Annotated in this window: 17 protein-coding genes; 2 read left to right on the top strand and 15 right to left on the bottom strand. The window is 34.8% G+C overall.

Going from position 1 to position 12,562, the window contains the following annotated elements:
- The first annotated feature begins 426 nt into the window (after nt 1-426).
- Nucleotides 427-1,524: a redox-regulated ATPase YchF gene (gene ychF / locus PHP06_04465; protein ID MDD3839809.1), complete on the top strand. Its 1,098-nt coding sequence runs from the start codon at nt 427-429 to the stop codon at nt 1,522-1,524.
- 11 nt (nt 1,525-1,535) lie between these two features.
- Here the strand turns inward: ychF and yunB are convergent, their stop codons facing one another.
- The gene (gene yunB, locus PHP06_04460) at nt 1,536-2,207 is read right to left on the bottom strand and encodes a sporulation protein YunB (protein ID MDD3839808.1); all 672 of its coding nucleotides are present in this window, start codon (nt 2,205-2,207) and stop codon (nt 1,536-1,538) included.
- Nucleotides 2,208-2,349: 142 nt separating this feature from the next.
- Here yunB and PHP06_04455 point away from each other — a divergent pair, with 142 nt between their 5' ends.
- Nucleotides 2,350-5,358 carry a transglycosylase domain-containing protein gene (locus tag PHP06_04455; protein MDD3839807.1) on the top strand — a complete coding sequence of 1,003 codons (3,009 nt, stop codon included), beginning with the start codon at nt 2,350-2,352 and terminating at the stop codon, nt 5,356-5,358.
- Nucleotides 5,359-5,384: 26 nt separating this feature from the next.
- Here the strand turns inward: PHP06_04455 and PHP06_04450 are convergent, their stop codons facing one another.
- The 14 genes from PHP06_04450 to PHP06_04385 form a co-directional block, all read right to left on the bottom strand.
- On the bottom strand, nt 5,385-5,951 hold the full coding sequence (locus PHP06_04450) for a stage V sporulation protein AE (GenBank protein ID MDD3839806.1): 567 nt from the start codon (nt 5,949-5,951) through the stop codon (nt 5,385-5,387).
- A complete protein-coding gene (gene spoVAE, locus PHP06_04445) occupies nt 5,948-6,304 on the bottom strand; it encodes a stage V sporulation protein AE (protein ID MDD3839805.1) in 357 nt (118 codons plus the stop codon). The genes PHP06_04450 and spoVAE overlap by 4 nt, the downstream gene beginning before the upstream one ends.
- A 12-nt stretch (nt 6,305-6,316) precedes the next feature.
- The gene (spoVAD, locus tag PHP06_04440; GenBank protein MDD3839804.1) at nt 6,317-7,333 is read right to left on the bottom strand and encodes a stage V sporulation protein AD; all 1,017 of its coding nucleotides are present in this window, start codon (nt 7,331-7,333) and stop codon (nt 6,317-6,319) included.
- Nucleotides 7,334-7,344: 11 nt separating this feature from the next.
- On the bottom strand, nt 7,345-7,797 hold the full coding sequence (spoVAC, locus tag PHP06_04435; protein ID MDD3839803.1) for a stage V sporulation protein AC: 453 nt from the start codon (nt 7,795-7,797) through the stop codon (nt 7,345-7,347).
- Between the two features lie 16 nt (nt 7,798-7,813).
- Nucleotides 7,814-8,017: a dodecin family protein gene (locus PHP06_04430; GenBank protein MDD3839802.1), complete on the bottom strand. Its 204-nt coding sequence runs from the start codon at nt 8,015-8,017 to the stop codon at nt 7,814-7,816.
- A gap of 4 nt (nt 8,018-8,021) precedes the next feature.
- Entirely contained in the window at nt 8,022-8,156 is a 135-nt protein-coding gene (locus PHP06_04425) for a hypothetical protein (GenBank protein MDD3839801.1), read from the bottom strand.
- 6 nt (nt 8,157-8,162) lie between these two features.
- The gene (locus tag PHP06_04420) at nt 8,163-8,579 is read right to left on the bottom strand and encodes a stage V sporulation protein AB (protein MDD3839800.1); all 417 of its coding nucleotides are present in this window, start codon (nt 8,577-8,579) and stop codon (nt 8,163-8,165) included.
- 16 nt (nt 8,580-8,595) lie between these two features.
- Nucleotides 8,596-9,177, bottom strand: a complete 582-nt coding sequence (locus PHP06_04415; GenBank protein ID MDD3839799.1) for a stage V sporulation protein AA — start codon at nt 9,175-9,177, stop codon at nt 8,596-8,598.
- Entirely contained in the window at nt 9,168-9,329 is a 162-nt protein-coding gene (locus PHP06_04410; protein MDD3839798.1) for a hypothetical protein, read from the bottom strand. The genes PHP06_04415 and PHP06_04410 overlap by 10 nt, the downstream gene beginning before the upstream one ends.
- 87 nt (nt 9,330-9,416) lie before the next feature.
- The gene (gene sigF / locus PHP06_04405; protein MDD3839797.1) at nt 9,417-10,181 is read right to left on the bottom strand and encodes an RNA polymerase sporulation sigma factor SigF; all 765 of its coding nucleotides are present in this window, start codon (nt 10,179-10,181) and stop codon (nt 9,417-9,419) included.
- A gap of 11 nt (nt 10,182-10,192) precedes the next feature.
- On the bottom strand, nt 10,193-10,645 hold the full coding sequence (gene spoIIAB / locus PHP06_04400; protein MDD3839796.1) for an anti-sigma F factor: 453 nt from the start codon (nt 10,643-10,645) through the stop codon (nt 10,193-10,195).
- A 14-nt stretch (nt 10,646-10,659) separates the two neighbouring features.
- Complete coding sequence (spoIIAA, locus tag PHP06_04395; GenBank protein MDD3839795.1) at nt 10,660-10,995, bottom strand: anti-sigma F factor antagonist; 336 nt, start codon at nt 10,993-10,995, stop codon at nt 10,660-10,662.
- 164 nt (nt 10,996-11,159) lie between these two features.
- The gene (locus PHP06_04390) at nt 11,160-11,384 is read right to left on the bottom strand and encodes a hypothetical protein (GenBank protein MDD3839794.1); all 225 of its coding nucleotides are present in this window, start codon (nt 11,382-11,384) and stop codon (nt 11,160-11,162) included.
- A 24-nt stretch (nt 11,385-11,408) separates the two neighbouring features.
- Nucleotides 11,409-12,551 carry a glycerate kinase gene (locus tag PHP06_04385; GenBank protein MDD3839793.1) on the bottom strand — a complete coding sequence of 381 codons (1,143 nt, stop codon included), beginning with the start codon at nt 12,549-12,551 and terminating at the stop codon, nt 11,409-11,411.
- Between the last annotated feature and the right edge of the window lie 11 nt (nt 12,552-12,562).

Genomic DNA, 12,562 nt, shown 5'->3' with positions numbered 1-12,562 from the left:
AGTTGCGATTGTGAAGGTGTCTTTATCTTATCCATATCATATTCCTTTCTTGTAAACTGATTATAAACATACCTATATTATAATTAAAATCATCATGTTTATAAAGCATAAACTGAATAAACTTTTAAGTATTATTGCAGCACCGGTTCATATAATGTATAATTTATTTGGCTTGCAAAAAACATCAAGCAGTTGTTCCTACGTAGACTGCAATATTTAAAATACAACAATACTGGAGATATATTATACCTTCCTTGCTCCGCAATCTAGTGCGTTATATTATATAAATATCAATGGTACAGTGCACTACATTAGTCGCAGCTACAGGTTATATGCTCCCTTAACAAAGTTTAAATCAAATATTGAATAAGTACTTATATACTATAAACAATTATTGCATACTTGTAACGAAAGGAAGATCAGAATATGAAATTAGGAATAGTAGGACTCCCAAATGTAGGTAAAAGCACCATCTTCAATGCGCTGACTGCAGCAGGTGCTGAATCAGCTAATTATCCTTTTTGTACTATAGACCCCAACGTAGGTGTAGTTCCTGTCCCTGATGGGAGATTGGACAAACTTGCACAGCTTGTTCATCCCGAAAAAGTAACGCCTACTACTATAGAATTTTATGATATAGCAGGTCTTGTAAAAGGGGCAAGCAAAGGTGAAGGACTTGGAAACAAGTTTTTATCACATATACGAGAAGTAGAAGCTATTGTACATGTAGTGCGTTGTTTTTCAGATGACAACATTATACATGTGGAAGGTAGCATAAATCCCGGGAGGGATATAGAAACAATAAACCTTGAACTGATATTTTCAGATTTAGAAATACTTCAAAGGCGAAGGGCAAAAACTGAAAAGATTGCTAAATCCGGTGATAAAATTGCCAAAAGAGAACTTGAAATCCTTATTGAACTTATAGAATCTCTTGAATCAGGCAATGTCGCTAGAAATATAAGTTTCCCTGAGGAAGACTTAGATTTTGTAAAACAGTTAAATTTATTGACTTATAAGCCTGTACTATATGTAGCCAATGTCAGTGAAGAAAATTTATTAGAAGGTGTGCAAAACAATTCACAGTATAAGATGCTAGAAAAATACGTTAAACAAGAAGATTCACAATTAATATATATATGTGGTAAAATTGAAGATGAAATTTCTCAACTTGATCCAAGTGAAAAAAAAGAGTTTTTAAAAGAATTAAATCTTGAGCAATCTGGATTGGACAGGCTGGTAAAAGCTAGCTACAAATTATTAGACTTAATTAGCTTTCTCACTGCAGGTCCTAAAGAGGTGCGAGCTTGGACAATAAAGAAAGGAACAAAAGCCCCTCAGGCTGCTGGGAAAATTCATACTGATTTTGAAAGAGGCTTTATAAGAGCTGAAGTTATTTCCTATGAAAACTTACTAAAATGTGGATCATATTCAGCCGCAAGAGATAAAGGACTTATAAGGCTTGAAGGAAAAGATTACGTGATGCAAGATGGAGATGTAGTTGTGTTCAGATTTAATGTATAATATTATATTAACTATTTTCTTGGAATCAAGTTATACATTTTATCTTTTTCATCTACATTAACATAGCTATCTGGTACATTTCCAACTATTATAGTTTCAGCTATTGGAACATGTGTTGTAACTGAAATTTTTTCACTTGTTAGGGGGACAACTATTCTTACAGCAGTTGTGACTTTTAAGTAAATCTTATGTCTAGTCTGATTGATGCCTGCATTTTCGAATTCAGTTACAAAATCAGCCTCTACTGCACCATAAGGTAATATTTTAATGTTTATATCAGGACCCATGTTTGCTAGCATTTGGCTCCCGAATGCAGTCCCTAAAGGAATACTTATCCCCCTAGTACCCACATCAATTATTTTCTCTTGTATACTCAAAGCAGTTTCAGATGATAATTTATTCATTTTTACTGTATTGGCTTGAAGCATCGTTATATTGCCATTTGTGTCCCTTAGTACATTTATCAGTTCTTCATAATCTACACTTTCGCCCAATTTTTCATAAATACCATCATTTATTGCTTTAGTAGCAATAACTCTTGCTTTTGCCTCAGACATAGCAAGTACTGTAGGTTTTATGTTTCTATCAATCATGATGAATGAAAAGATAAAAGTTATTAGAATAATAATAATATAGAATAACTTTTTCCCCTTTCGATATCTATATCTGGTATATCTTTTCAATACGCCACCTCCCTTTTCCCCAACAAATATAAACTTTATTGTGCTTTTAATGTATTCGTAATATATATTTAATTTCACAACAAATTTTTTTTGTGTTATAATTAACTAAAAAAAATGGCTTTCATGCTTAAGGAGGCATAAAATGGACAGTAATAAAGAACTGAACAGCCAAAAAAGAAAACAATCTAATAAAAATAAATATTTTAAAAAACGTACTAAAGAACCCAATGTAGCTCTAAAAATCTTTATAACATGCCTTAAAGTAATATTTTTTATGATTGTCATTGGCGGTGTAGTTGGTATTGGTGCTTTCGTTGGGATTGGTAAATCATATGTGGATTCTGCGCCTGAGTTGGATCTTAATAAAATTAAAAATCAAGCTCATACTTCATTTATATATGATATGAATGGAAAACTAGTACAAGAACTACACGGTGTAGAAAATAGGGTGCATGCTGATCTCTCTGAAATGCCGGAAGAATTACAAAATGCATTTATAGCAATCGAAGACATTAACTTTAAAAAACACCATGGTATTAGTTTTCGCGGCATCATGAGAGCAGCTCTATCAAATGTGATATCGGGGGATCCTACCGGTCAAGGCGCGAGTACAATAACCCAACAATTAATCAAGAATACTATACTTTCACAGGAGCAAACGTACAAAAGGAAAATACAGGAAATGTATCTGGCAATGCAGCTAGAAAAAAAATATAGCAAAGATCAAATACTAGAAGCTTACTTAAATACAATATATTTAGGTTATAATGCTTATGGTGTCAAGACCGCCGCTGAAATGTACTTTGGAAAAGAACTTGATCAATTGACTTTAAGAGAAAGTGCGATGCTTGCTGGGATAAACAGAAACCCTTATTATTATATGCCCTATCCTGATGAAGCGTTACAGAAAGATGAAGATACTGAACAAAGTAAAGAAGAACAAACATACCAACCAAGAGACGTTGCAGAAAAACGTACAGATTTGGTTTTAAGTAAAATGTATGAACTAGGTTCTATATCCAAGGATGAATATGATGAAGCTTTAAGCGAGTCAATAGTCTTGATAAAACCTAAAAAAAGGGAAGAACAGTCTTCTTTTATAGACTATGTTTATGAGGAATTACTGGATAAGCTGGTTAAAAAGTATGGTTGGGAAAACGAAAAAGATGGCAAACAAAAGGCGGAAAACCTTATTAATAAAGGCGGTCTTCAAATCCATACCACATTAAACCCTGATATACAAAAAAATACAGAGCAGCAAATTGAAAATTTCAAGGGTTATCCAAAAGCAACTTATAAAAACTATAAAGACCCAAATGGATTCCCTGATCCTCAGGCTGCTGCTGTGATAATCGATTACCATACTGGAGAAATACGTGCAATGGTTGGTGGCAGATATGGAAATAATCCAAAAGATGCGCGAGTAATGAACAGGGCTGTTAAAACTAACAGAGGTGTAGGCTCAACCATAAAACCAATCAGTGTTTACGGTCCCCTTGTAGACCTAAAGGGTTCTGCTGGATACGTCTATGAAAATATTCCTGCAAAAATTCCTGGTTGGGGTGGTTCAAAGGGTTTTGGAGCAAACTATGATAATAAATATACAGGACTGACAACAGCCAGACAAGGTATAATACAATCCATCAACGTAGTAACAGAAAGAGTTCTGCTAGAATCCGTAGGACTACAACAATCAAAGGAATATTTGGATAAACTTGGACTTAATGAAGAGTACGGTGTTATAAAAAATGATAGCGAACAGACTGGACTATCTGCTGCCGCCCTTTCTCTTGGAACAGACGGTGCATCCGTACTCCAAATGGCTGCAGCATATGGCACAATTGGAAATAAGGGCATCTATATAGAGCCTACCACAATAACTAAAGTGGTGGACAGGGATGGAAACATCATATTAGATAACAAAAATCCTATACGCAGAGAAGTTTTCAAAGAAGAAACAGCATGGATAATGCTGGACTTAATGCAGGATGTTATCAACTCCGGCACAGGCAGAAGGGCCCAAATACCTAATATGCCTACTGCAGGCAAGACTGGGACAAATACAAACAAAGACGTAAACAATCCAAATATCAATAGAATAAAAGATGTTTTATTTGGTGGATTGACGCCCTACTATTCTGCTTTTGTATGGATAGGAAACGATGCAAATTCGATTAATATAGATGGCAAGCCTATAGATATACATTTTCCTGATGGCACGTACAGTAGTACTACTGCTGGTGAGCTTTGGAAAAATATAATGGCTCCCATCCACGAAAATCTTGAATATAAAGAATTCTTTGCTAGACCAAAGGGAGTAGTTGCTGCCAAAATATGTACATGTTCTGGCAAAATCCCTACTGAACTTTGCTTCAAGGACCCACGTCATGTAGTTAAGACTGAATACTTTATAGCTGGCACTGTACCAAATGAAAAATGTAATTGCCATGTAGAAGCTGATATATGTGCCACGAGTGGAAAATTTGCCACAGAATTTTGTCCTGAGGCACAAGTGGTTAATAAAGTATTTGTAAAAAGACCGGCCGATTCACCTTATTTTAGTCTTCCGGATTCAGTCAAGGCCAAAATTTTAGATACTCCATATGAGATGCCTAACACCGAAAATGAAGACAATTACTGTAAAGTTCATACATCCGGTTGGCTCGATTTAAGACAGAACATTGAGGATTTATTGCAGAAAGCAAAAGATCTGTTGTCGTCAGTAGAACAAAAATTAAATTATTATAAAAGCAATTATCCTGAACATGTAACCTCTGAACAGGAAAAGGCTATTAGGGATTCGTCTGCTCAATTAGAACAGGCAATAAACAACTACGATAAGCAAATACAGAGTGCAATAGATAATATGAATAAAACAATCGAATATAACCAACAAAATCCTAAAAATCAAAAACCAGTAAATATTAACATCGAGCAAATTACAAAACAAGCTGCTAACGAAATATCTTCAGCTTATAATCATCTGAAGAATGTATCAGATTCCGTATTTAAAGCAATTGAACAAGCCATCAATACTGGCAGTAGCAATAATGATAACAGTAATAACAATAGCAACAATAATGGTAATGGCAATAGTAGTGATTCCGATAGCAACAATAATAATTCTGATAACGATATTGATGATGATTAATATTATCCAATAAAGAGAGCTTGCTACTAGCTCTCTTTTTGGTTTTTACTAGATTTTAATATTTGTTCTATTGCTTTGGTAGTTATAGGAGCTCCTTTTGAAATATCATCATTAAAGTCCATTTTACCTGGGTCCCCTAACCCTACTATTATTAATTTCTGATTTATCTGATTTATAATGCTTAGGGTATCTCCCTTTATCTTATTGGTATCTTGCTTATCGCCAAACTTATCAACAGCATTTTTAATAATCTCCCCTTCTTTAGTAATAGAACAATCTACTTCTACATAATCACTTTCATTATTAGAAGCTATGGCTATTATCCCCAAAATATTGATATTCTGACTTTTAAGAAGATAACCCAATATGCCTTCCCCTTTTCCTATCCCAGGCTTTCCTACATCATCGATCATTATTACAACAGGAGTGCTTTTTGCAGATAAAATCAAACTTTCCATTTCCGGACCTGTAACTTCAGTAGGATTGCCGGCAGAAGCAGAAATACATCTGACTCCTAAATTTTGAGCGGCAACCTCAACTGCCCTTTGGGCAACTCTATCACCATCTGTTACAATTATTATATCCTTATTCATTTTTTCGTCCTTGGGTTAAATAATACAGACATTAAATATCCAAATACAATTGCTGCAGTTATACCTCCTGCAGTAGCAGTAACTCCACCTGTAAGAACACCTAACACCCCTTTTTCTGCCACCATCTTTTTTACACCATTAGCCAATGCATATCCAAAACCAGGCAATGGTACTGTTGCACCTGCCCCTCCCCAATCTACTATAGGTTTATACAATCCCAGAGCTGTCAAAATCACCCCTGATGTAACAAAGATCACTAATATACGAGCTGGAGTCAGCTGAGTTGTGTCCATAAGTATCTGGCCAACGACGCATATAGTCCCACCCACAATAAATGCCTTTATATAGTCCATATCATCAACTCCTTAATCACCGCTCTCAATAGTTATGGCATGCGCTATACTCGGTATAGATTCACCTTGTAATGAACTTGTTGGACTCAGTAAAGCTCCTGTTGAAATAAAAAGGATCTTTCTATATAACCCTTGGACAAATCCTCTGATCAAATAGCTGGACAATACAACCGCTGCACAACCACAACCACTTCCTCCTGCATGTGTATCCTGATTTTGATGATCAAATATCTCATCTCCACAATCTATATATATATTGCTTATATCATACCCTTGATTTTTCAGCATTTCGTTCGTTATATTTTTACCGATAGTTCCTAAATCCCCAGTAACAACTAGGTCATAACTAGTTTCATCCCAACCGGTATCGTTAAAATGAGTTATAATTGTATCAACTGCTGCTGGAGCCATAGCCGCACCCATATTATCCGCATCTTTTATACCTAAGTCTATGACTTTACCAGGTGTAGCATGTGTTATAAAAGGTCCTACTCCCGATGAAGATAAAGTAACCATTCCGCATCCTGTAACCGTCCACTGCGCCGTCAATTTTCTCTGATTTCCAAACTCAAGAGGAAATCTATACTGCCTTTCAGCAGTTGAAAAGTGGCTAGATGCACCACATACAATATAATCAGCAAAACCACCATCTATAATTATAGAACTTAACAATAACGACTCAGACATGGTGGAACAAGCGCCATATAAACCCAAAAAAGGTATTCTTAATTCTCTAGCTGCAAAACTTGCAGAAATTATCTGATTGAGCAGATCCCCTCCCAGCAAAAAATCTATATTATTATCACCTACTCCTGACTTTGCTATTGACATCTGGGTTGTTTCAATAAACATCTTACGCTCGGCCTTTTCCCAGCTCTCCTCACCATATGTGTCATCTTCCAATACCTTATCAAAAAAATCCCCTAAAGGACCTTCTCCCTCTTTTTTACCAACTATAGAAGCTCCACTTATAATAGAGGGGGGGTTATCGAATCTTATTGTTTGTGTACCTATCTTTTTATTTGCCATATGCTCACCTCTCACCTAACTAATATTAGTATTATTCCATAAAGTACAGAGGCAGTTATTCCATATACCAACACAGGACCTGCTATTGTAAACATTTTAGCAGCAACACCAAATACATATCCTTCTCTTTTAAATTCCATCGCAGGGGAAACTATTGAATTCGCAAAACCTGTAATAGGAACGATTGAACCAGCACCGGCAAATTTTCCAATCTGATCATATACCCCTAATCCGGTTAAAAACGCTCCAATGAATATCATCACCATCGAAGTAAACCCTGAAGAGTCGTCTATATTCATACCAAGCCTATCTATACCTATACTCCTAAAAAACTGCCCAACAACACAGATTAGGCCTCCGGTCCAAAAAGCATTAAAACAGTTTTTTAATAAATTTGGTTTAGGCAATTTGTCATTTATAAAATTTTGATACTCTTTTTCAATCTTCTTCTGTTTAGGTTCCATATTACACCTCTCATGCCTAATTTTTCACTCTAAAAGCTATGTGAACATTAGATTTATATTTTACAATTCTACCTTCTTCTATCTTGGCTGTATTATTTACAACTTCCACCCCTATTAAATTATCAAGAGTCTTTGCTGCTTCACTCACTGCATTTTTAACCGCGCCTTCCCAGCTATCATCAGATTCCCCTATTAAATTTATAACTTTTACCGTTGACATAGCATCACTCCTTTTTATGATTTTTATCATTAGGGTTTTTTAGAGGAAAATCCTCCAAAAACTTTTGTCTTATCTCGCTTTCCTCAAGATTTAATTGATCAATCATAGCTTTCTTTTCTAAATAATAATCTCTTTTCATATACCTCTACCTTATGTTAGGAAATAGCCAATATATTAAAGAACCTGTAACCTTACCGATTATTATTGCCAATAGGATGAAAAAAGCGTATTGCGTAAGGTTTGACCTTCGAACCATCACAGGTATTACATTTATAAGTTCTGCTAATGCAGCAGTTATAAGCCCTATATATACTCCCATAAAACTTCCCAAAACAATCAAAATCACACTGTTAAGATATAGTTTCACATTTAATAGATCCATAATTGAAAAAAATGTTGCACCAAATATAAAAGCTGATTCATATAACCAGATATATTTATAGCTACGGGTCAGTTGGGCTAACCTGGGAATAATATCTAACAACGCTAAAAGGGCCGCTATTCCTGTACCTATTGTAATTCCTGCAGCAAGACCCGAAATAATCAAAAATATTTTTGGCATTTACATAACACAACCCCTATGAGTTATCTTTCATATACTTGTCTATATTATCCGAATACAAATACATTTCCACCTCTAAAGGACTAGGGTCACTGGTTAGTTTTTTCCCTGTCAAGTGGTTAAAAAAAAGAGACAATCCCAATCCTAGACCTAACGAATATGGTATCTGTATCATTAAGATATTGTTTGCATTGCCTGTTACCATTTTACATAGTTTTTTATGCATATCAAACATATTAACATCTGCATGAAAATACATGATGGAATATCCAGCACCCAAAAAAATCAGAATAATTACCACAGCTAATTTTAAATACGCTAGTACATTGTCCTGTCTATTAGATTGTGCCTTTTTTAACATTGTTTCTGTATTCCCTATTATATTCACTTTTAGATTATTATCATAAGTATTTACCACTTTTATCAATTCAAGTGATGACAAAACCATATAGCTTTGCTGTGCAAAGTTGGAAGTTATTACAGTAAGTCTTTCTATATCTTCCTGCACTTGTCTATCTGCAAGAACTTGTGCTAAATCCTTGAGTCTTAGCTGGACTCCATCTTCACAATATACAATTTTATTAGGCTTTAAGTACACTTCCAACTACATTCTCCTCCATATACAAGCTTTGCCCCTGAAGGCATCTTATTTTCTTTTTCAGCTGTAATATACAAAAAGGAACTTATACTTATTATTGTGATTATCAAAATTACTATCAATAAACTGACATTTTTTCTTGATTTCAACATATAAATCACCTCTTATAGTTCCTTTTTTATTATTCTCATTAAATATTTTTTTATGTAAAATAAAAAAACAGCTCAATCTGAACTGTTTTAACTCAACATATGCCTCATTTTTTCTAGCACTTTTTTTTCTATCCTAGACACTTGTACTTGAGATATACCAAGCACCTCAGCGATTTGCGTCTGAGTTTTATCCTTAAAATATCTCATAAATATCACTTGTCTTTCCCTTGGATTTAACGAAACAATTATATCTTTTAAAGCAATTCTATCAATTGTTTCGTCATTTGCTTGCTTGTCATCGCCAATCTGATCTATCAAAAGTATAGGTGAACCATCATCATTAAAAACTGTCTCATATATGGATCTGGGAGTAGAATTGGCTTCAATGGCACATACAATTTCCTCTTTTTCCAACCCAGTAAACTCTGCTATCTCACTGATGGTGGGCTCTCTATTATATTCATTTTTCAACCTATCTTCAGCTATTAAAATTATTTTGGCCTTTTCCTTTAGCGATCTGCTTACCTTTATCATGTTGTTATCTCTTAAATATCTCTTTATCTCTCCCATTACCATGGGTACCGCATATGTAGAAAATTTCACACCTATACTTATATCAAAGTTATTAATAGCTTTGATAAGACCAATACAACCTACTTGTACCAAATCTTCATAATCAAAACCCCTATTAATAAACCTTTTCACAATAGATTTTACTAATGCAATATTATGTCTAACAAGCATATCTTTAGCCTCTTCAGAACCTTTTTGGGCATGCTGTATTAATTCAATAGTCTTATCATGGTCTAATAGCTCAAAATTACTAGGTTTAGATACAAAGTTTCCTTGCATATAATCACCCTCTATTCAGAGGAATCGTTTTTTTTACTATCTTTGATATATTTCACCATGGTAATATTCGTACCTTTGCCTAGTATTGAACGTACATAGATCTCATCCATAAAAGTCTCCATTACTGTAAACCCCATCCCTGATCTTTCCAATTCAGGTTTTGAAGTATAAAGAGGCTGCATGGCTTTTTCAACATCATCTATCCCATGTCCTTTGTCTACAACTTCCACTTCTACTCTATTGTCATCATAAAGCCTACATTCTACTCTGACATAACCAACTTCATTTTCGTAACCATGAATAATTGCATTTGTAACCGCCTCTGAAACTGCAGTTTTTATATCTGTTATTTCTTCTAAAGTAGGGTCAAGCTGTGAGGCAAAAGATGCAATCACTACTCGAGCAAATGCTTCATTTTCAGATTTATTAAGGAATTCCATTTTCATCTCATTTAAAATTTTCATGTTTTAACCTCCCCTTACATGTGCTTCAATGCTTTTTCTGTATCATCATAAATATCTATAATTTTCTGTATCCCAGATATGTTGAATATCCTTTTGAACTGGTTATTAACATTTACTATAACTATTTTTCCACCATTTATACTTATATCTCTATATCTGCCAATTATCACTCCTATACCTGAACTATCCATAAAACTTAAGCCTTTAAAATCCAGCACAAGATTCTTTGCATGAAATTTTCTCATATTCCTTTCTATCAATTCCCTTATTCTTTTGGACGAATGATGATCAAAATCACCTTGAATTGTGACAATTAAGCTATTGGTTTTTTTATCATATTTTACATCCACTTGTGTATCCCCCCAGACAAATAATACATTTTAGAAACCAAATCTTTTAAATCTACTTTATCTATAATATCTATTCTTCAGAACTCTCCTTTCTCCTTCAAAGAATAATGTAACATTATGTCAAAACCATCAAAAAAAACAGCTTTAAAAAGCTGTTTTCATCTTTAATTTACTTCCACTTCTTGTATCTCTACTTTTATGGATATCTTATTATTCATATCTTTTAATATCTCTTCTTCGCTGTTCCAAGACTTATACTTTTCTCTTTCTTCTGAGTTAAGCACTACTTTATCCAACACCTGTCTACCCGTCAATCTACTGTTGCTCACTAGCGTTTGCATTATAGGATTTTCTTCTAAAACCGTTAACACTGCATACACATATTTCATCTATACTTTTCCTCCTAGTTATTGCTAACAATTTATTTTTGAAAAATAGAATAATCTATATATAGACTCTACCGATTTTTCTATTAATTTACTACTATTATCCATCGACTCCTTAAGACTCATAGGCCTGTTTACAATGCTAAATAGAGAAGTGACACCCACATCATACAGTTTTTGTGCATTTTCGCCTATTCCTCCGGAAAGACAAACTACAGGAACACCATACTCCTTAGCAATTTTTGCTACACCAGACGGCGCTTTGCCAAACAGAGTTTGATAATCCGTACTGCCTTCACCCGTAAATACTAAATCAGAGTCTTTGACCTTTTCTTTTAAGCCAGTAGTTTCTATAACAATATCCACTCCGGATTTTAATTTCGCACCTAAAAAAGCAACTAATCCTCCTCCTAAACCACCAGCAGCACCAGAGCCAGGAACATCCAATATATCTTTGTCTAAATGTTTTTTTATTAAACTAGCATAATTATAAAGACCTTGATCCAGCTTTTGAATCATTTCTTGAGTAGCACCCTTTTGGGGTCCATAGACATGGGATGCACCATGTGGTCCGCAGAGTGGATTATCTACATCACATGCAACTTCTATATTTACGCTATTTAAATCTACATTCAAATTTGAATAATCAATGGCATCTAACTTCAAAAGTTCACCACCACCAAACCCAAGCTCCAACCCGTCTTTATCAAAAAATTTTACTCCCAAGGCTTGAGCCATACCCATTCCGCCATCATTGGTGGCACTACCTCCAATGCCAATTATCAATTTCTTACAACCTAATTCTACGGCAAATTTAATTAATTCACCAGTACCGTATGTAGTGGTAAACATCGGATTCCTGTTGTTTTTAGGCACAAGAGGAAGACCGGACGCGGCAGACATTTCAATCACCGCAGTAGTGCCATCCTGTAAAATTCCAAAATAAGAGGATACAGGCTCACCTAGGGGACCTTTTACCGTCTTTTCTATCACTTTCCCTCCTGTTGCTGTAATCATGGCCTCAACAGTACCTTCTCCACCATCTGCCATAGGTATCTTATGTATATCTGCACTTCTTTCCACTTTCCTTATGCCGTTCTCTATAGCTTGTGATACTTCAACAGCACTTAGGCTTCCCTTGTATGAATCAGGAGCTATTATAATCTTCATGTTAATTCCCC

It is taken from the genome of Clostridia bacterium, from assembly GCA_028698525.1.
Lineage (GTDB): Bacteria > Bacillota > Clostridia > JAQVDB01 > JAQVDB01 > JAQVDB01.
Note: the sequence above shows the minus strand (reverse complement) of the source record. Positions and strands in the feature narration are given on the sequence as shown.